The 19,735-nt window shown below is 60.3% G+C and carries 14 protein-coding genes and 1 tRNA gene; 6 read left to right on the top strand and 9 right to left on the bottom strand.

The annotated features are described in order from the left end of the window. Positions 1-184: 184 nt before the first annotated feature. The 3 genes from glmM to ACRX4W_RS06395 form a co-directional block, all read right to left on the bottom strand. Entirely contained in the window at positions 185-1,516 is a 1,332-nt protein-coding gene (gene glmM, locus ACRX4W_RS06405) for a phosphoglucosamine mutase (RefSeq protein WP_089572722.1), read from the bottom strand. Positions 1,517-1,599: 83 nt separating this feature from the next. After that, positions 1,600-3,912: a DUF4012 domain-containing protein gene (locus ACRX4W_RS06400; RefSeq protein ID WP_432299681.1), complete on the bottom strand. Its 2,313-nt coding sequence runs from the start codon at positions 3,910-3,912 to the stop codon at positions 1,600-1,602. Positions 3,913-4,061: 149 nt separating this feature from the next. Beyond that, the gene (locus tag ACRX4W_RS06395) at positions 4,062-5,084 is read right to left on the bottom strand and encodes a DMT family transporter (RefSeq protein ID WP_432299680.1); all 1,023 of its coding nucleotides are present in this window, start codon (positions 5,082-5,084) and stop codon (positions 4,062-4,064) included. A 288-nt stretch (positions 5,085-5,372) separates the two neighbouring features. Between ACRX4W_RS06395 and ACRX4W_RS06390 the strand changes: the two genes are divergently transcribed. Together ACRX4W_RS06390 and ACRX4W_RS06385 are read left to right on the top strand one after the other, a co-directional pair. After that, positions 5,373-5,447, top strand: a tRNA-Val gene (locus tag ACRX4W_RS06390). A gap of 402 nt (positions 5,448-5,849) precedes the next feature. Further along, positions 5,850-6,536, top strand: coding sequence for a DUF5710 domain-containing protein (locus tag ACRX4W_RS06385; RefSeq protein ID WP_432299679.1), 687 nt, complete (start codon positions 5,850-5,852; stop codon positions 6,534-6,536). 38 nt (positions 6,537-6,574) lie between these two features. On the opposite strand, the gene ACRX4W_RS06380 is transcribed toward ACRX4W_RS06385, so the two are convergent. Together ACRX4W_RS06380 and ACRX4W_RS06375 are read right to left on the bottom strand one after the other, a co-directional pair. After that, complete coding sequence (locus tag ACRX4W_RS06380) at positions 6,575-6,859, bottom strand: hypothetical protein (protein WP_432299677.1); 285 nt, start codon at positions 6,857-6,859, stop codon at positions 6,575-6,577. Positions 6,860-6,981: 122 nt separating this feature from the next. Continuing rightward, complete coding sequence (locus tag ACRX4W_RS06375) at positions 6,982-8,064, bottom strand: HNH endonuclease (RefSeq protein ID WP_432299676.1); 1,083 nt, start codon at positions 8,062-8,064, stop codon at positions 6,982-6,984. 215 nt (positions 8,065-8,279) lie between these two features. Between ACRX4W_RS06375 and ACRX4W_RS06370 the strand changes: the two genes are divergently transcribed. Continuing rightward, positions 8,280-8,771, top strand: a complete 492-nt coding sequence (locus ACRX4W_RS06370; RefSeq protein WP_432299674.1) for a hypothetical protein — start codon at positions 8,280-8,282, stop codon at positions 8,769-8,771. 100 nt (positions 8,772-8,871) lie between these two features. On the opposite strand, the gene ACRX4W_RS06365 is transcribed toward ACRX4W_RS06370, so the two are convergent. After that, a complete protein-coding gene (locus ACRX4W_RS06365) occupies positions 8,872-10,338 on the bottom strand; it encodes an ATP-binding protein (RefSeq protein ID WP_432299672.1) in 1,467 nt (488 codons plus the stop codon). A 544-nt stretch (positions 10,339-10,882) separates the two neighbouring features. Between ACRX4W_RS06365 and ACRX4W_RS06360 the strand changes: the two genes are divergently transcribed. Then, positions 10,883-13,921 (top strand): insulinase family protein, encoded by a 3,039-nt coding sequence (locus ACRX4W_RS06360; RefSeq protein ID WP_432299671.1) that lies wholly within the window; start codon positions 10,883-10,885, stop codon positions 13,919-13,921. A 123-nt stretch (positions 13,922-14,044) separates the two neighbouring features. Continuing rightward, positions 14,045-14,641, top strand: a complete 597-nt coding sequence (locus ACRX4W_RS06355; protein ID WP_432299669.1) for a 5-formyltetrahydrofolate cyclo-ligase — start codon at positions 14,045-14,047, stop codon at positions 14,639-14,641. 218 nt (positions 14,642-14,859) lie between these two features. Here ACRX4W_RS06355 and ACRX4W_RS06350 read toward each other — a convergent pair whose 3' ends face one another. Then, entirely contained in the window at positions 14,860-15,822 is a 963-nt protein-coding gene (locus ACRX4W_RS06350) for a hypothetical protein (RefSeq protein WP_432299668.1), read from the bottom strand. 438 nt (positions 15,823-16,260) lie between these two features. Beyond that, positions 16,261-17,187: a homoserine O-acetyltransferase MetA gene (gene metA, locus ACRX4W_RS06345; protein WP_432299666.1), complete on the bottom strand. Its 927-nt coding sequence runs from the start codon at positions 17,185-17,187 to the stop codon at positions 16,261-16,263. A gap of 211 nt (positions 17,188-17,398) precedes the next feature. Between metA and ACRX4W_RS06340 the strand changes: the two genes are divergently transcribed. Continuing rightward, complete coding sequence (locus ACRX4W_RS06340; RefSeq protein ID WP_432299664.1) at positions 17,399-18,376, top strand: L-lactate dehydrogenase; 978 nt, start codon at positions 17,399-17,401, stop codon at positions 18,374-18,376. 366 nt (positions 18,377-18,742) lie between these two features. On the opposite strand, the gene ACRX4W_RS06335 is transcribed toward ACRX4W_RS06340, so the two are convergent. Then, positions 18,743-19,711: an SIS domain-containing protein gene (locus ACRX4W_RS06335; protein WP_432299663.1), complete on the bottom strand. Its 969-nt coding sequence runs from the start codon at positions 19,709-19,711 to the stop codon at positions 18,743-18,745. Between the last annotated feature and the right edge of the window lie 24 nt (positions 19,712-19,735).

Genomic DNA, 19,735 nt, shown 5'->3' with positions numbered 1-19,735 from the left:
CCGGTTGTCCCCACCCGCATAGCGGGTGGTTTCTGATGCGGCGCGCTGCGCGCCCCGCACAGGCTAAAGCCTTTAAATGAAAGGGCGCTGACCTTCTGGTCGCGCCCTTGAAATTGAACGTCAGATTGCCGCTTAGGGGCGTTTGCAGCGTCGAGCAGTTACGCGGTTTGGTAAAGCCGCGTAACTACAGAGCCTCGAGTGCGTTGGCGATGCGCTTCATGGCGGCATCGGCGGATGCTTGGTCGGGCGCCTCGGCCAGCACGCGGATAACCGACTCGGTTCCGCTCTTGCGCACGAGCACGCGGCCCTCGCCTGCCAGCGCAGCCTCGGCCTCGGCGATGGCGTTCTGCACGCCCATGTTCTCGAGCGCGGCGTCCTTGTCCGCCACGCGCACGGCCACCCGCGCCTGCGGTAGCAGCTTGCACGGAGCCGTGAGCTGCGAGAGCGTCTCGCGCTCGGCGCGGATCACTTCCATCACGCGCAGCGAGGTCATAATGCCGTCGCCCGTGCGCTCGATATCGCCAAAGATCGTATGGCCCGTCTGCTCGCCGCCTAGGCTGTAACCGCCCTCGCGCATCTTGGCATACACGTGACGGTCGCCCACACCGCTGGTCACGGCACTTAGGCCGGCAAGCTCCAACGACTTGATCAGGCCAAAGTTGCCGGCAATCGTCGGAACCACGGTACCGCCCGAAAGGCGACCGTGCTTGTTCAGGTACACGCCGCACACGTACAGGATCTGGTCGCCATCGACCACGCGGCCGCGCTCGTCCACGGCCAGGCAGCGGTCGGCATCGCCGTCATAGGCAAAGCCCACGTCCAGGCCCTGCTCCACCACGTGGCGCTGCAGACGCTCCATATGCGTGGAGCCGCAGTCGACGTTGATGTTAAAACCATCAGGCGCGGCATTGATCACGCGCACGTCGGCGCCCAGCGCGTCGAACACCGGCTTGGCCACCGAGGACGCCGAGCCGTTGGCGCAGTCGATGCCGATCTTGACGCCCTGCAGCGAAAAGTTCGCGCTGGCGATGAGCGAGGCAATGTAGCGGTTGCGGCCCTGCATGTAGTCCACCGTGGCGCCGATGTGGTTGCCCGTGGCCAGTGGCACCTCGCTCTTGCCATCGACGTAGTCCTCGATGAGCTCCAGTACGTCCTCGTCCATCTTAAAACCGTCGCTATTGACGAGCTTAATGCCGTTATCGCAAAACGGGTTGTGGCTCGCGCTGATCATGATGCCGCAATCGAAGCAGCCTTCCACGGTCTGATGCGCTACACCCGGCGTGGGGATCACGTGCAGCATATAGGCGTCCGCACCGCTCGCGACCAGGCCACTCACCAGCGCCGCCTCGAACATATAACTCGAGCGACGCGTGTCCTTACCCACGATGACGCGCGCCTTGCGCTCGCGGTTGGCGCCGTAATACCAGCCCACAAAACGGCCAATCTTATAAGCGTGCTCTACCGTCAGCCCAACGTTAGCCTCACCGCGAAAGCCGTCGGTGCCAAAGTACTTCATGCGCTCTCCTTACAAAATAGGGGCGAACAGATTGCCTGTCCGCCCCAAAATGGTACTCGATTATCTGCGCTACCAGAAAAACCCTACGCCGACGCGCTGTCGCGAGCCGCCTGGCATGTAGGAGTCTGACGCAGCGTAAGCGGCTTGTCCCCCGCCTCGGCTGACGTGGTCAGCGTATATGTGATCGTCGTCGTCTCGCCAGCATGCAGGTCAACGGTGCCCGAATAGAAGGGGATTCCATGCCACGTAGCGGCGCCAAGACCAAACTGGGTGCCCTCGACGGTCAGATCAGTAATGATGCCGCCCGTCGGGGCAAACAACGAGACATTCAGACGCTCGTCGTCGCGCGCGGCATCGGGCGCGCTCGCCGCGACGTAGTCGGGCAGCTTGCCGGCCTCCTCCTGCGTCATGATGTTCGTCAGGGTAACGGTGATGCGATACGAGCATGTGCCGTCACCGTTCTTGATGCCCTGGCCAATCTGCGTATCGGCATTCAGGTACCAGTCGAGCTTGGAGAAGCTCAGGTTGTTAAAGTAGACACCAGCAACGGGATCTTCACTCGGGTCATCCGGATCGGGCAGCGAGGCGTCGATGTTCATCTCCTTGATAGCGTTCTGCTCGTCATCGTTTTTCATCCACGCGATCAGGCGGCCCTCTTCGGCACCGCGCTCAACGGCGCTGACAAGCTTCGTAACATCGACATCGCCGATACCGCCAAGGATCTTGTCGAAGGCAGCGCTGGCGACGGATGCAAAGATGCCGTCCGACTCCTCGACCGGATAGTTCCAGTACACATCGTGCATGAGGACCTTTGCGGCGTTGGTGCCGTCGACAACCGTTCCGTCGGGCAGCGACACGTTACCGACCAGGCCCAGCAGATACTGCAGGAACACCGGGTCGATACCCACGACGCCGTCAACGTCCTGGCCATATTGAGATTTCCACAGGGCTGCGACACGCTGCGAGTTGCGGGGCCAATCAGGCGAATAGGTATTGCCCGAGTTGTACAGGTTACTGTGGTTGCCGAACAGCGCCTCATCCTCTTCGTCGACGCTCTCGACCGCCTCATCCTCGCTGAGTCCAATGCGGGGAACAAACTCGCCAATCGACATCTGGCCGTCGGTGACCGAAATCAGGCCCTGCGAACCGCCAAAGCCGCCGCAAGCACGAATCTCGACGTTGTTCATGGCGTACATAAGGTAGTTGCGCGTCTGGCCGTTGGCGCCGAGCATCTGGGGAAGGACGGGAGCGACCTTCTCCGCCGCGTCAACCGCGCCGTTGAGGGTGGCAAAGCCGTCCTTGGCCTTATCGACCAGCTCGGTCACCTGGGAAATATGAGTATCGCCAATGCCCTGGACCTTCTCGTTGGCGCTCTTGAACACCTTGGAGCTATCGGAAAGCGAATCGGCAACGGCCTGCAGCGCGGACACGTTAATCATGCCGTCCTGGAACAGCTTGCCGGGCGTGGCCTGCGAAAGGTTGTCGGCCATGGGAACCAGCGCGTTGCTCGAGACATCGGACAGGGCGTCGATCATGGTGCGGGCCGCATTGATGTCGCTGCCATACACCGGAATAAACGAAGCCGCCGTCCACAGCGGGCTCGAGGTCTCCGCCTTCATGCTGTCGCAGAGCTCATCAATCTTCTTCGCGTCGTCAGGCAGCGTCGAAAAATCGCCCGACGTGACCTTGTCCTTAAGGCCACCGACGATCTCGACAGCCTCCTTTGCTTCGCTCTTTACGGTCTTTGCCGAGTTAAGCAGCATAAAGCCGCTTGCGCCAAGCGCAACGAGAAGCACCGCGACTACAGCGGCAATAATGGCGCCGGTGTGACGCTTTTTGCGCTCGCCCTTGCGATGGCGATGACGGACCAGACCGTCAGAGGTCGAACTCGACGAAGCGTCGCTACCGTAGTTCAAGCCAAAATCGTAATAATCTTCCTTGGAACCCGAGCCCGCAAACTCGGCACCGCTATCATCCAGGCGGGCGAACGTGCCAGTCTCGGAGGCACCGGTGTAGATCGTGCCGAGGTTACCCGTAAGCCCCGCGCCACCGGCAGAGGGAGTATTGTTGGCGGCCTTGCCGGCATTAACGTTGCCGGCGGCATTCGCGGCGTTGGCAGCACCTGCGTTGTTCGCAGGTACCGAAGAAGCCCCGCTCGGCTGCGACACGGAGGTTGCACCGCCCGCAAAGACATTCCCTCTTGCACGGCCGGTCTTTTTTGCCTTTTGAGACTGCTCGTACAGAGCGGTAAACATCGCCGTCTCGCCCGGGGACACGCGCTTACCGGAACCGCCCTGTCCAGCGCCGCCCGGCGTGCCGGCCTTACCAGCCCCGTTCGGACGCGGCGGAACTGCAGGACGGCCGCTATCGCTGCCCTTAAAGTGATTACCAGCCATAAAGAAATCCTCGCAATTGAGTCGCAATGAAAAAGTCCATAACGTTACTAGTTTATGGCATTTTGAGCATCGACAGCTAAACTCCAGACACGGACATCAATTGGCGAAAATGCGGCACAACACCTTTTCTGCCTTGGCGGCGGCGCCAGCTACACCGTGAGGAACATCATCACGATGATCATGGCAAAGCCGATAAGGTCGGTCGGCAAAAACACCGTGCCCAGCATGAGAGCGCTGGTGATGGTCGCCGAAACCGGCTCCACAGTTCCGATGAGGCTCGCACGCACCGAGCCGATGTCCTTAACGCCCTGCATATAAAGCATGTAAGCAAAAAACGAGCCGATAACCACGAACACCGCGAGCGCCTCGATGCCGGCAGCGTCGAGCGCCGGCATATGCGCCCAGGGCTGCACGAAGACGCACGAGACCACGCCCGCCGTGAGCATTGCCGAGCCCGTGACGATGGGGCTGCCGTATTCGGGCAGAATCTTGGCGGGAATCACCGCCATGCATGTAGCGCTGACCGCACACATAAGACCTGCTGCCAGGCCAAGCGGCGAGATATTCAGGCTGGTGGGGTCGCCGCCGGTGGCGATTAAAAAGGTTCCACCCAGAGCCAGGCCAATGCCGATGACTTCGCGAGTACGCGGCATGCGGCGATCGGTCACGCAGGTGTAGCCCATGATGATAACGAGCTGCAGGCACTGGAGCACCGTCGCGGTTCCGGCGTTCGTCAGACGCACGGCCGAAAGATAGCAAAACTGATTGAACAGCAGGCCAAAGGCGGTAAAGAGCAGCAGCTGCTTGCGATCGGCGGGTGTGGTCCAGAGCTTAATCAGGCGCTCGCGGTCGCGCGTAACAACCACGGCCATAAAGAGTAGACCGGCGAGAATCTGACGCACGCTCATAAGCCACAAGGTGTCGACGTGGTAGGTATCGAACAGAAAGCTCGCGCTGGTGCCCGAGAAGCCCCAAAACGAACCGCCCACCAGCGTAGCCAAGACGCCCGTGATCATCTTGCGCGTCGAAGCGCTGTTCAGGCGGTCGCGCCATGCGCGACGAGTGTTGCGGCTGAGCTCGTCGGTGCCCTCGGGCACATCAATGTTCGATATATCGGTCATCGGCACCGAAGCCCCTGCGCCTTCGACCTGCTCGACACACTCTTTGCTCATTCCACTCCCCCGAAACAGTCTGGAAGCAATTCGGCTTACCTTACCACGGCGAAGGCACCAGCTGAGGCTTGTCCGCTTATCGGTAGGACAATTCCGCAGGCGTCTTTCCATAGCTCGATACCGCAATGGCCTTGCATTATGCGACAGCTAAATCGCGGCAGCAGGCTCTTTTGAAATGGATATGACAAAGCCCCCGAATTCCACAATGTAAGCGATTTTCAAAAATGTTCTTGCCACCGCGTTCAGGCTCCGTTATATTATCCCTTGCGCACTTGCGCACCCTTGATCGGGCGTTTAGCTCAGGGGGAGAGCGCTTCCCTGACACGGAAGAGGTCAGAAGTTCAAATCTTCTAACGCCCACCAAATGTTCGCAGCTCAGAGGCTATGTCTCTGGGCTGTTTTGTTTTATGTCGCCAAATCAGCTGGCAGCCCCAACCGTCATCGCAACGTAGCATCAATTCACCTGACGAATGGCAGCCAAACAAATTCAATACCCCAACATCAACAATAGCCAGGCACAAAACTGCGCCGCAAACTGCTCCAACCGCCCAAACAACTACCCTGCCCATGTACAAAACCGCGTCAGCGACCCAAGTGCCTATCCCGGCTGACTCCGCAGTCAATCAAAACCGCCCCAATAGCCACCGAGGCCGAGACCAACGCGTCTCGAACCCATCCGCACCGCAACTTCTCGGCAAAACGCCACGATGTCTGCGCCCTGCGGTATCCTTGAGCCACTTGCACCTGCAGCACCAAGGAGCCGCCATGCGCACCGAGCTCGATGTCCCCTTTTCACACAAAGAAGAAGCCAAGGCGCTGGGCGCCAAATGGGACCGGACCAAGAAGATCTGGTATGTACCCAGCGGCGTCAACCCCGAGCCCTTTGCCGAGTGGCTGCCCGGTGTTGACCGATCCGACCCCTCGGCGCCGTATATATATCTAGTACTGGGCAAGCGCGAGTGCTGGAAGTGTCACAAAGAGACCTCGGTCGCGGCCTTCGGCATTCCCTATCGAACCGATAACGACAAGAGCATCGCCATCGCGCACGCGCCCAACGAAGCCGGGCACATTGCCATCGACACGGCCAACGCCAACGCACTCGCCATCGTGCCCGCTCTTGGCTGCGTGCCGGGCGAGATCCGCGACTACCTTCATAAGCGCTGCGGCTACAAGCCCGTAGGCGCGCGAGCCTCCAAAGCCCCGTCACTCGGCAACACGTGCACCAGTTGCGACGCGCTGCAAGGCAGCCGCTATCTGTTCGAGGAGCCCTCGTCCCCGTTTGCCCTCACTGCCATCAACAAGCTGCCGGCACTGGAGTTTGTGCGCGTCGAAGTTGCCGGCGTCTTTGGCGTCCCGGCCACGCGTACCGACTTTGACCAGGCACTCTTTACCTGGACACGCGACCATCACGCCGAGTTCCACAAGCAGCTCGGTGAGGGGATTTATTTGTAGGGGCGGAGAGGCTTTCACAGCCAGCTTCTCCGCATCACCTATCCCTCGTCGCCGGCGTCGTACACGATATCGAGGCCACAAACAGGGCATTTCTCCGGATACACCGGCATATGAACACCTGTCCGTTTTCTCACTTCGTCGCTGAGTCTGTCGCGCTCATCGATGAACCGAATGTCGAGACACGGTATTTGCGAGCCGCAGCAAGGACAGGCTACAGCAAACGACCCGCAATCAACCTCTACGCCCGGAAACATATTGTTGTCGATAAGGGCACGCGGCAGTTTTCCGTACTTCCCCATCACGACATCGCCTCGCCAGCTCATACACGCTCCCCTCTCGCTATACAAATCAGGAAGAGCATGCACCGGCGGGCGGGCGCGAGATTGCATCGCCACGCGATCCGATCAAACAACACGATCGTCAAAGAATGCCAAAGCCAAATACGCTAATACGGCAGAAGCCCCGCCTTTTCACGCTTCTTTTCCGAGCGATCGAACTCGATGCGATGGGCCTCAAGAAACACCGTATTGGGTCGCCACTGACGCTCATTCGGCTGCCTTAGCGTCGCACCCGCAAAGGAAGCGTAGTCGGTCTTATCCAGCAGGTACGATCCGCACAGCCGATATTCGCCGCAAACAGGCTCAAACGAAATCAGGTGAGCATCAAATAGGGAATGAAGGTCGCGCCGAAGCAGAATGCCGTTGCTGGCAACCTGCGATTTGGGTCCCGAGTAATTCTCGATATGTGCAGCCTCCAGGGCTTCGCCGACGCCGCAGTCCGACACCGCACAACGGCCGTCATAGGCGGCAACGAGCTGCTTGCGGAACCATTGCTGCCCCAATCGCTCGCGCCTTAACGCATAGCGGACCTTTTCGTCGTCGGTCGCACCCTGTCCGGCAAACTCAATATCGACGGGCATGTGCTTCAGATAACTCATATCGGGCGCAAAACGAGGGTCCGGTCCGCCTTTATGAACGGGACCATGCAGAACAAACCAGCCGTTTTCGGGCTCAAACCGTTCAACAAACGCAAGGCCGAGCACCTTATAGCCCACCTCGTTTGCAAATATGACTCCGACTGGAACGCCACATTCCATGCAGTTGAGCATTTTGCGATTGTAGTTCTGGTCTCGAAAACCAACGGTACCCGGCGCTTGAACCGAGTACTTAATGACCCACGTACCATCGTCCAAATAGAGCGGAGGCACATCGGTGTAGAAGCTCTTTTTAGAGTTATGGACCGAAAGTGCAAAGATCTTATTGGGATCTTGCTTCACCCGATCCTGGCCCGGCCAGAAGATCCCTGAATCCCGCGTTACGGGAAAGAAGTCCGAGCCAATTCTCAAACGATACTGATACTGAGGGCTATCTTCCTTGGTGTGGTGCGGAAGGCTGGTCCAAACGCCGCCGCGCTGTTCCTCACCCAGAAACCACTCCCATGCCTCAACGTATTCGGAAGGCACGAGACTGCAGGCGCGGTCATAGCTTGGTCCATCCATCAACGGAACAGCAAGGTCAATGTCGTTCATCGCCAGCACCTACAACCATACGAACGCGAGTCATGCCCCTCAATAATATGGCCGAGAGTCAATTATTACGAGATCTCATTCCGCGATCGGCACATCGTTGATGTTCTCGGTTTGCCGCTGGTGCGCTTGTACCCCGCTACCCCACTTCCCTGTATACTGATGTAGCACGTGTTTCATCCGGGCTTGTTGGACCGGGTCGTTCATGGGAGGGCCTTATGGCTGCTTCGAATCCGCCTAAGGGAAGCGTTTCTTCTTCGTCCATCAAGCCGGTTACGCGCAAGGCTGTGCGTTGCCAGCGCGAGGTCGCCTGGCTTGTCACGCAGGCGGCGGGCAGGCTTGTGGCGACCACTCAGGACGTCAATGCGCCTACGCCGAGCTTTGTGTTAGCGGCGGCGCTGGATTTTGTGCGCCAATTGGAGCTTGCCGCGCAGGATGCCAACGGCCACCTCGACTACCAGAACGTTATGGCGCCCGACCTGCAAACGTTCTGTCACATGGCCAAGTTGCCTGCCGCGCCCAATGCGCTTTCGGATGCAGGCTACATGTTTACGCTCTCGGGCGCGGACCTTATCCGCGACATCTATGCATACTGCAGCGAGCTCGCCGAATGCCACGTCTTTGACGCGGCAGAAGTCAAACCGGGAAATGTCATCAAGCTGGTTCTTAGGCTGTTCTTGATAGACGGGTTCGGGGCCATGCCGGCGTAAGCCGAGTCTTTAGCATCACCGTCGACTGGGCAAAAACCGCTTTACCTTAATGGACGCCAATCGAGGGTCGATTATTGGGTCGCCTCGTCCACTAACGCATCTATCCCACGCGCTCCGACAGTCGATACTTGCGGTTGCGGCTCGTCGCCGGCGCCGTGGGCTCAAGCTCGCCTTGAGCAATGAGCGCGTTGACGCGCGACCTAACCTGGGAAATTGTGAGCCCTGTGTGCTCTGCCAGCTCGCGCGTCCCCAGCTCGCCGTAGTGTTTGAGTGCCGTCATAATCAAGTCCCCGCCATGATCGACCGGCTCGATCTTTGAACGGTAAAGTACGACCTTGAACCGATCGAACCCCGGGCAGAACAGGGGCTCTACCAGACCATGCGCGCGCATGGCATCGATCATCATCGGGATGCCCGAGCCATTTCCCTCAGCCGGCGAGCCTGCGCCATCCGGCAGTGGAACAATCGACATGAGTTTCACGAGCGTTGCATTACGGCATCGGGAGCTGCCGTCAAACAAGTTCTCGCGAGTCTTCCCTCCATAAAGGCCGCCGGGATTCGTCACCTCGATGCGGTCGTCAAAAACGTCGACGGCAATCGATTGTCCACAGAACCGATCCCCGTATTCCCTGTGGATAACCGCGTTGGCGACTGCCTCGCGCAGAACCTCCTCGGGAATCTCCAGCGAGTCGATACGCGAGATGCCTTGGACGGTCGAGATGCGGCGCAGGTTTTTGGCGACAGCTGCGACGGCATCCGAGATCATCTCGCCCAACGTTCCCTCACAGATTGTGCGGTCCATGAACCTCAGCGACCCCACAGCTCCCTTTTGAGCTCCCACGTGGACAGCCACATCAATGAAGAGCTTGGGATAGAACTGCTGAGGGTAAACGCCCGCGGCAAGGAGGCCGGCCTTGGTAACATTGCCCTGGAAGTCGAGGAAATTCAGACGCTCCATCTTTGTCTTCTTGTCCGCCGCACCGCGCATCGCTCGAGGCGTCAACGAATAGGCACGCTCTATCGTGCGGTCGACCAGCGACTCGTCGAGATCGCCCACACTCGTGCCGGGCACCGCATCGCGATCGCTAGGACTCGTCCGTTCATATGACGACAGTGCCAAAACCTCGGTCGACGAAAGCGGGACATCTTTGTCATCGATGCGTTTGTAGCTGCCACCTTGAGCGCCCCGCTCTATGACATAGCAAGGCTTGCTCGACGGGTCGAGCTCCTCAATCGTGATGACCAGAACCACGGTGCCCTGGAGCTCCACGCGCTCAATGGTGTATTTGGGCGGATTGGCCAGCTTTCCGCGACCGCCGGCATCGCCCATGCCCGCCACGAATTGGTTGAGCACTTTCTCGGTCTCAAAGTTTGCAACTGGGACAAAACCCGCGCGCTCGCTCACTCCGAGTACGATGATGCCGCCGGCGGTGTTTGCGAAAGCGCTGACCGTTTCCCATACGTCGTGGGAAAGCGTCGTGGCGCTCTCCTTCACTTCGACGTTAAGATCGTCCGAGCCCATGCGCCTTAAAGACTCGAGCAAACCGGTCAGTTCGTTTTCGTTCACCTGCACGTCCTTTCGCTCGGTTCTGCGAAGAATGCCGCGAATAGATTTCCTTCGTCCCTCAGTTATCTCTCGTAATTATCTCTCATCTTTCTGTTATCTCTCATATTAGAGATGAGCGAGAGATGAAAGATAAGATGTCTGCCATCTGTTTCATATAAACATGTTTTTACTGGTAAAACAATCAGTATTGAGATAATTCCATGATTGCTTGTCTCTCTGCTGCTCAGTTATCTCTCATATTTATCTCTCATCTTTCTGTTATCTCTCGTATTTGAGACGAATGAGATATGAGAGATGTGCGGGCGGCGGATGAGCGTGGATTATGAACGGTCGGATATCGAGAGTGGATATTTGGACGGTTTTTGGGCTTTTGGCGGCCGATTTCGTCCGAAAATCCACGCTCATTCGGCATGCGTCCGGAAATCCACGCTCGTGTGTCCGAAAATCCACGCTCGTGCGGCAGATTGGTCGAAGGCCCCATATGGGTATACTCTCGGGGATTCGACTCGATTCGCCCCCGCTGGGGCGTCAAAGGAGACTGCATATGCCCACCACCTCAACCGACCCGCGCGCCGCTGCCGCCGCGCTGCTAGTGCCCGGCACTACCTGCCACGGCTTTGCCGTCGAGCGCTGCGAGACCGTGCCCGAGCTCGACTCGGACGCCTATGTGCTGCGCCACACCGCCTCGGGCGCTCGCCTGCTGTACCTGGCATGCGATGACGAGAACAAGGCCTTTGCCATTGGCTTTAAGACGCCGCCGGCCGATTCCACCGGCGTGTTCCATATTCTTGAGCACTCGGTACTGTGCGGGTCGGCCAAGTTTCCCGTCAAGGAGCCGTTTGTCGACCTGATCAAGAGCTCCATGCAGACGTTTCTCAACGCCATGACCTACCCCGACAAGACCATCTACCCCGTTGCCACCACCAACGAGCAGGACCTGTACAACCTGATGGACGTGTACCTGGACGCGGTGTTCAACCCGGCCATCTATACCAAGCCCACCATTTTTGAGCAGGAGGGCTGGCACTACGAGCTGGACCTGCCGGAGAGCGCCGAGGGCGAAGGCGACAGCAGCTCCGCGAGCCTGCGCGAGGGCACGCTGCGCTATAACGGCGTGGTGTTCAACGAGATGAAGGGCGCGCTGTCCGACCCCATGAGCGTGCTGGACGACGCCGTCAACGCCGCGCTCTATCCCGACACCGCCTATGCGCACGAAAGCGGCGGCGACCCGCGCGCGATTCCCGCGCTCACCTACGAGCAGTTCCTGGACACGCATGCGCGCCACTACAATCCTTCCAACTCCTACATCACACTCTACGGCGACCTGGACGTGGACCGCGCACTGGCCTTTTTGGACGAGCGCTATCTGTCGCAGCCGAGTGCCGCAAGCCGCCGCATGGACGCAGCCGTTGCCGCCGGCGAGGACCCGTCCGCGCTGGCGCCCAATCCGCTGGGCGTGCAGGCGCCCGTGACCTGCGAGTACAAGCACGTCGAGATGGCCACTACACCCGAGAACGCCCTGGTGGGCCTGGGCCTTGTGTTGGGCAGCGCGCTCGACCGCAAGCGCACGATCGCGGCGGATATCCTGTTTGAGGCACTGCTGGGCTCCAACGAAGCACCGGTTAAGAAGGCCATTCTGGCCGCCGGCCTGGGCGGCAACGTGGTGAGCTACACCGCGGCCGAGAGCCTGCAGCCCTACGAGCTCATCATGCTGCAAAACGCGCAGCCCGGCGTGGCGCGCGAGCTGCGTCGCATGTTCCAGAACGCCTGCCGCGACCTGTGCGAGCACGGCGTTCCGCGCGAGCGCCTGGAAGCCATCATCAGCAGCAACGAATACGATCTGCGCCAGCGCGACTACGGCATCGCCGACGGCGTGGCCATTGCGTGCGACGCGCTGAGCACCTGGCTCTACGATGACGACGCCGCGACGCTGGCACTCAAGTACGGCCCGGTGTACGAGGAGCTGCGAGGCGAGCTGGACGGCAGCTATTTTGAGGACCTGCTGCGCGAGCTGGTGCTGCAGAACGATCACATGGCGCTCGTCGAGCTGGTGCCGGTGGACGCCGCCGAGGGTTCGGAGGGTGCCGAGGCCATCGAGCTGGCAGCCAAGCGCGACGCCATGACCGATTCCGAGCTGGCCGACGTGGTCGAGCGCACGGCCGCGCTGCGTGCCGCGCAGGAAGCCGAGGACACGCCCGAGGACAAGGCCACGCTGCCGCGCCTGCGCGTGTCCGACATTGGCGAGGCGCGCCCCGAACCGTCACTGGTCGTGGACACGACCGCGCCCATCCCCTGTCTGCGCCACGACATCCCTACCAACCGCCTGGCCTACGCCATGCAGTATTTCGACCTGAGCTGCGTCGCGTTTGAGGACCTGCCCTATGTGACGCTGCTCTGCCGCCTGCTTAAGCAGCTGTCCACGCGCGAGCACTCGGCCGAGGAACTCGACAACTTGCTCGCTGGCAAGCTGGGCTTTTTGAGCTTTACGACCGAAGTCATGACCCAGCCCGACGTGGACGGCGTGCGCCCCTACCTGCTGGTGAGCGCCGGCGCCCTGTCCGAGAAGATTAATGCACTGGCGAGTCTGCCGCGCGAGGTATGGTCGAGCACGCTTTTGGCAGATGCCGACGCCGACCGCGTGCGCGACGTGCTCACGCAGATTCGCATTGGGCTTGAGCAGGGCTTTATCAACAACGGTCACTCGGCGGCGCTCGGTCGCGCGATGAGCTACAGCTCGCCTTCGGCCGTGGTGCGCGAGCAGCTTTCGGGCGTGGACTTCTACCTGTTCCTGCGCGATCTGCTCGACCACTTTGACGAGCGCCTGGACGACCTGCGCGCCAAGCTTGCCGAGCTGGCAGGCCGCATCTTTGTGGCCGATGGCTGCATGGCGAGCTTTACCGGCAGCGATGAGGACTTTGACGCGTACTGGGATGCCGCGGGCAACCTGGGGCTGGGTGCGGGCGATGGTGCCGGCCGCGACGCGCTCGTGGTGCCGGCGCCGTGCGACCGCCACGAGGCTTTCGTGATCCCCAGCGACATCTGCTTTGCGGCAAGTGCGTGTGACCCGCGTCGCCTGGGCATTGACGTGACAGGCACTTGGGCCGTGGCTGCCAACGCGCTCTCCTACGACTACCTGTGGAACGAGATCCGCGTGAAGGGCGGGGCGTACGGCTGCGGATTCCGCGCGGCAGGTGAGCGTCAGGCGGCGTTCTACACCTACCGCGACCCGGCGATCGATCCTTCGATTGAGCGCGTGGAGCGCGCGGGTGCATGGCTTGGCAGCTTTGAGCCCGACGAAGCCGCCTTTGAGGGCTTTATCGTGAGCTGCGTGAGCGGCATGGACGCGCCGGTGAAGCCGTACGCGCTCACCAAGCGCCGCAACACGACCTACCTGGCCGGGCTCGATCCGCATGCGCGCGAGGAGCGTCGCGCCCAGATGCTCGCCGCCACGCCCGGTGAGCTGCGCTCGCTCGGCGCCGACGTGACGCGCATCGCAGCCGAGTCGCCCACCTGCGTCTTTGGCGGCCGCGACGTCATCGCCAAGAGCAACGCCAACTTCAACGTAGTCGACCTGCTGGGCTAGCCACAGCAAGCAAAACCACCACAAAGGGGACAGGCACCTTTGTGGTGGTTTCGACATTTGCCCAGATAAAACCTGCCAAAATAAACCTGTCCCTTTTTGGTAGGTTTGGGAGAGGGGGCTGGAATGGATAAGGCTGAGTTGCGGCGGGCGGTGATTGCTCGGCGCGATGCTCTTGATTTGGACTTGCGGGCAGCGAAGTCTGCTGATATCTGTGCACGGCTGGTTGAGCTGCTGGGCCGCTTGGATGCCGCGGCGCCGCGCACCGTTGCCGTCTATGCCGCGATGGGTTCCGAGGCAGACCCTGCCGCGTTTGCCGCTGCGGCCGCCGCGCGCGGCTGGCGCGCAGCCTATCCGTGCATGCTCTCGGCAGCCGAAGCCGCAGCTTGTGGCCAGCGTATGTGCATGCGGGCAGTTGCCGCCGACGATGCGTCCGCGGCTCCGTTTATCACTCATCCCACGCGAGCCTTCGCTGCCGCGGACATCGCCAGCAACCGCTTCCCCATCGTGCCTGCCGAAGCACTCGACATGATTGTTGTGCCGCTCGTGGCCTTCGACCAAACCGGCGCGCGCCTGGGCTACGGCGGCGGCTGCTACGACCGTTACCTGTCCATGCTCTCGCCCGCATGTCAAATCGTCGGCATCGCCTTTGACGAACAGCGCATCGACCACGTCCCCACCGACGTCCACGACCTGCCGCTGCCCAACATCGTCAGCGCCTAAATGTCGTTGTATCGCACCCGCAAGATAAGCGTGGAAAAACTCCCACTTTGGGACTGTTCGGGGGCAAAAAACGGGAGATTATCCACGCTCATTATTCAAACGTCCGATAATCCACGCTCGTATGTCTGAAAATCCACGCTCAATCAACGCGCGTCCAGATTTCCGCGCTCGTGTGTCCGATTATCCGCGCTCGTGCAGCTTAACGCCCCGCAACCGCCTCAACATGCACGCGGCACGCCGGCAACTTTGAGCTTGCGATCGAGCTTTGCCGGATCCCTCAGATCATCCCAGCACAAGCGCACGATCCTGCAGTTATCAAGCAGCGAAAGCCTCGACTCGCGCTGGCGCTCATCAAACTGCGCCTTTGCGAGCTTGCCCTCCTCCGCTGCCTTCTCGCTTTTAACGAATCCGTCAAATTCCCCGATGATCAGCCGATCTTCCACGCGCCACAAGTAGTCGACGCGATACGACCGTCCCGGCTCAACCGGGTCGAACAGCTCAATTTGCAGCTCCGGCGTCTGCCAGCCGCGCTCGATCATCAGGGCGCGCGCCTTGGACTCGCCACCGCTTTCCGACAGGCCATCGGCATACCTTGCAACCCTGCGCGCCGTCACAACACCGCGACGACTTAAGCCAAGCTTGTTGACTGCCTCAACGAGATGCTCCTTCGACAACAGCTGCTCATGAAGCGCCGAGTCCGCAATGATCAGTCCCTCGACAAACGATGCATCGACCAGGCAATCCGTAATCGTTTGATCGATATCGGTCACGGCAATGTCCATCTGGGTGGCCCGTGTTTGACGAACATAACGATGGCGAACGACCTGAGAGCCCGGCGTCGTTGATTGTGCCGGTGCCACGGCGATATGGATGTGCGTCAAATCGGCATGCGAAACCGAAAGGCCATAGATAACAGCCGCCGTATAGGAGCAAAACGTCCAGTCGGGATGCTTTTGCGCAAGGGCCCGCACCCGATGCAGATAACGCTGTCGAAACTTGAGTTCGGACCAATATTCCGGACGCGCATACAGCCCTGGCATGACCGCCTCTAGACTTCCCGCCGCCACCCGTCGCTCAATCTGCTTTGCCTCCGCCGCAGTTCGCGCGTACACGCAGCTCATCTGCTGTTCGCATGCCTTAATGTGACCTGCAAGTCTTTGATTCGCCGTCATGTTTGCCATGTCGCCTCCAAACTCTTGGAACGGCGCCAACGTACCAGACGGTTTCATGCGAAGTCTGACCAAATGCTGTCCAGCAGCTGACCAAATGCTTGACGGTTTTGGACGTTTTAGGCCAATGCTCTATATCTGCAGGTAGAGCGGTTGTCCAGAGGTCCCTGTCTCCACATCTTTATGCCTCAAAAGCCGTCGATTTCCTTAAAAGAAAATATGCTGTGGCTCGAAACCACCTAGTTTGCGATGCTGTCCGTAAACACTCGACGCGTGGTGCTGCCGCCTACGACAGCCGCAGAAAAATCGAGCGTGGAAAATCTCCCACTTTGGGCCTGTTCCTCGACCAAAAGTGGGAGATTATCCACGCTCATTCAACATGCGTCCGATTATCCACGCTCGTCGCGTAGCGGCCACGGTAACCGCCGCAGCCACAGCCACGACAGCGGCCTAGTGGTCCTCGCCGGCGCGGGCTAGGTCGTAGGGCGTGGTCTGGTAGACGTAGTAGTTGAGCCAGTTGGTGTAGAGCAGCTGAGCCTGGCTGCGCCAGACGTTGCGCGGCTCGGCGGTGGGGTCGTCGTTCGGGAAGTAATGCGCCGGCACCTGGGGGTTGAGACCGCGCTTCACGTCGCGCTCGTACTCCAGGCGCAGTGTGTCGGTATCGTACTCGGGATGGCCAAAAACAAAGAAGCGACGGCTGTCGGTCGACTTGACAATGTACAGGCCCACCTCGTCGGACACGGCCACGACCTCGAGCTGCGGCTCGGCCTCCACGTCCTCGCGGCGCACGTCGGTGTTGCGCGAATGCACGGCATAGAAACGGTCGTCGAAGCCGCGGACCAGCGGGCTTTGCGGCTTCACCAGATAATGCTCGAACACGCCGCTTGCCTTTGCCGGCAGATCGTACTTCTGGATACCGTAATGATGGTACAGACCGGCCTGCGCGCCCCAACAAATGTGCAGCGTAGAGTGCACGTGCGTGGTGGACCAATCCATGATCTGGCAGAGCTCGGGCCAGTAGTCGACCTCCTCGAACGGCATCTGCTCCACGGGCGCGCCCGTGATAATCAGGCCGTCGTAGTGGATGTCGCGGATGTCGTCGAACGTGCGGTAGAACGTCTCCAGGTGGCCGGCGCTCACGTGCGTGGCCTCGTGCGTTTTGGTGCGCAGCAGGTCCACCTCCACCTGCAGCGGCGTGTTGGAGAGCTTGCGCATGATCTGCGTCTCGGTGGCGATCTTGGTGGGCATGAGGTTGAGGATGAGCACGCGCAGCGGACGGATGTCCTGATGCAGCGCGCGGTACTCGGTCATGACAAAGATGTTCTCGCTCTCGAGCTGCGCGGCGGCAGGGAGGGCGTCGGGAATGCGAATGGGCATGGAAGCTCCTAACGAGTCAGTTGCAGCTATGGTACAACGAGCGACCCCATCCGCGCGAGCACATCGCCCAGCGATGCCGTCAGCGGCCCAAAACACTCCAAAAGTAAAGATTAAGGCATGTCCCAAAAATCTACGGCACTTTAGTCTAGCAAAGTGACGCCAGGACGCTACAATGGTTCGACGCGAAAAACTCGGCCGAAAGGATACATATATGTACCAGACGCGTAAGATCGGTGTGGTCGGCCAGGGCCACGTAGGAGCACATGTCGCTAACAGCCTGCTTATGCAGGGCATTGCCGACGAGCTGTACCTGTGCGATATCAACGAGGCCAAGGTGACGTCCGAGGTCCAGGACCTGCGCGACTCCCTTTCGTTTGTCCCGTATAACACCAAGATCGTCAATTGCTACGACCACTACGAGGAGCTGGCCTGCTGCGACGTCATCGTCAACGCCGCCGGCAAGGTCGCGCTGGCCGCCGGTAGCCGCGACGGCGAGCTGTTCTTTACCACCGACGCCGCCCGCTCCTTTGCCAAGCGCATCGTCGACGCCGGCTTTGACGGCATCTTCGTGAGTATCTCCAACCCCTGCGACGTCGTGTGCACCGAGCTGTGGCACCTGACCGGCTACGATCCCAAGAAGATCATCGGCTCGGGCTGCGGCCTGGACTCCGCCCGTCTGCGCACCGAGATCTCCAAGAAGATCGGTGTGAGCCCCAAGTCCATTGACGCCTACATGATCGGCGAGCACGGCTTTAGCCAACTGGCCGCCTTTAAGGCCGCGACTATCGCCGGCAAGAGCCTCACCGAGCTTCAGGCCGAGAACCCCGACAAGTACGCCTTCGACCACATGGAGGTCGAAGAGCTCGCGCGCAAGGGCGGCTATGTGACCTACGCCGGCAAGCAATGCACCGAGTACGCCGTCGCCAACTCCGCCGCGCGCGTCTGCGCCGCCGTGCTGCACAACGAGCACGCCGTGCTTTCGGCATCTACGCTTATGACCGGCCAGTATGGCGAGGAAGGCATCTTCACCTCCCTGCCGTGCGTGATCGGCGCCGAGGGCGTCGAGGAGGTCTACACACTCGACCTGTCCGAGCACGAGCTCGAGGGCTTCCACAAGAGCTGCCAGCACATTCGCGACAACATCGCCCAGCTCGACTGGTGGGATGCCGAGGCCTACGACGCCAAGTAGACCGCTGGCTACCGCAACCTTGCGAATCTAAGCGGGCCGCGCCGGAATACTACCGGCGCGGCCCGCTTTTTTGCTCATGCAACACGTTTGCGAATCGAAGGTGAATACTTTTCCGCGAAGTGAACGAGCAAAAACGAGCCCCCGAAGCATCGACACTTTTCAGACGCCGTTTCCTGCGGTTTCGCCGAGTTTTTCCTGCAGTTTTGGGGTCAAAAAGTGTCGATGCTTCGGGGGTCCAAAATAGGTCGTTCACTTCGCGGAAAAGTATTCACCTTCGTTTTCGCGCAAACACGGATCCAGCCGCCACAACGCAAAACGGGGCCCGCGCGTGGCGCAGGCCCCGTCAAAAAAGATAATTCCCGGTACTTAGTACTGCTCGATGCCCATGTAGCGACGAACCTCGGGGCTGTGGTCGAACACCTTGCCGCGGGCGGCGCGCAGCTCACAGCTCATCGCGTAGAAGAAAATCGGCTCCAGGTACGAACGCACGCTGGCGGGCACCTCGCCCACGCCGTACTCGAGCGCATCGAGCACCATGACCGTATCGGTATGCGTGTTAAGGAACGCAAGCGCACGCTCCTCCATGGGGCGACACTCGCCCGATCCGAGCTGCACAAAGTAGAACACGCCGGGCTCGGTGGCCTCGAACGGGCCGTGGAAGTACTCGCCGGAGTGGATGTAGCAGCAGTGCTGCCACTGCATCTCCATGAGCGAGCAAATTGCCATGGCGTAGGTCTGGCTAAAGTTGGGGCCGGAGCCCAGGATATAGAAGAACTTGTGCTGTTGGCAGAGCTCGGCAAAGCGGGCGCCCAGCTCGGCGTTGACCTTCTCGCGGGCGGCGGGCAGCAACGCATCCATCTGCTTGAGGCCCTCGTACATGTCGGCGAGTGCCTCGTAGCCTTCCTGCTGGTCGAGCAGCTCGGCAGCCATCAGAACGCCGATGCCCTGCGGGACCTCGGCCTGTAACACGCCCTCGCCCCAGGGGTAGACCCAGGTGGTCCACTTGCCGTTGTCGATCTTGGAGCCCTCGCAGTCGGTCATGGCCACGACCTCGGCGCCGGCGGCCAGCGCCATCTCGCAACCGTCGACGACCTCCTGCGTGTTGCCGCTGTGGCTGCAGGCAATAACGAGCGACTTCGATCCCAGGCTCTTGGGGGCCATCAGGCAAAACTCGCGCGCAGTGTAGACCGTCGAGGCAAACGTGGTGGCCTCGCGCTTGAGCAGCTCGTTGGCCGGCATCAGGTCGATCATCGAACCACCGCAGGCGATCCAAAAGACATTCTCGAGCTTGCCCTTGCGCTCGATAATTTCCTGAATCAGATCGTGTGCGTTCACGATGACGCTCCTCCTTGTGTGGCG

This window comes from Collinsella aerofaciens, assembly GCF_964283865.1.
Lineage (GTDB): Bacteria > Actinomycetota > Coriobacteriia > Coriobacteriales > Coriobacteriaceae > Collinsella.
This window is presented reverse-complemented; position numbering and strand designations above follow the sequence as displayed.

Bases quoted from the DNA above. Each gene is read 5' to 3' on its own strand.
- glmM (WP_089572722.1), bottom strand. From the start codon at position 1,516: ATGAAGTACTTTGGCACCGACGGCTTTCGCGGTGAGGCTAACGTTGGG.
- ACRX4W_RS06400 (WP_432299681.1), bottom strand. From the start codon at position 3,912: ATGGCTGGTAATCACTTTAAGGGCAGCGATAGCGGCCGTCCTGCAGTT.
- ACRX4W_RS06395 (WP_432299680.1), bottom strand. From the start codon at position 5,084: ATGAGCAAAGAGTGTGTCGAGCAGGTCGAAGGCGCAGGGGCTTCGGTG.
- ACRX4W_RS06385 (WP_432299679.1), top strand. From the start codon at position 5,850: ATGCGCACCGAGCTCGATGTCCCCTTTTCACACAAAGAAGAAGCCAAG.
- ACRX4W_RS06380 (WP_432299677.1), bottom strand. From the start codon at position 6,859: ATGAGCTGGCGAGGCGATGTCGTGATGGGGAAGTACGGAAAACTGCCG.
- ACRX4W_RS06375 (WP_432299676.1), bottom strand. From the start codon at position 8,064: ATGAACGACATTGACCTTGCTGTTCCGTTGATGGATGGACCAAGCTAT.
- ACRX4W_RS06370 (WP_432299674.1), top strand. From the start codon at position 8,280: ATGGCTGCTTCGAATCCGCCTAAGGGAAGCGTTTCTTCTTCGTCCATC.
- ACRX4W_RS06360 (WP_432299671.1), top strand. From the start codon at position 10,883: ATGCCCACCACCTCAACCGACCCGCGCGCCGCTGCCGCCGCGCTGCTA.
- ACRX4W_RS06355 (WP_432299669.1), top strand. From the start codon at position 14,045: ATGGATAAGGCTGAGTTGCGGCGGGCGGTGATTGCTCGGCGCGATGCT.
- ACRX4W_RS06350 (WP_432299668.1), bottom strand. From the start codon at position 15,822: ATGGCAAACATGACGGCGAATCAAAGACTTGCAGGTCACATTAAGGCA.
- metA (WP_432299666.1), bottom strand. From the start codon at position 17,187: ATGCCCATTCGCATTCCCGACGCCCTCCCTGCCGCCGCGCAGCTCGAG.
- ACRX4W_RS06340 (WP_432299664.1), top strand. From the start codon at position 17,399: ATGTACCAGACGCGTAAGATCGGTGTGGTCGGCCAGGGCCACGTAGGA.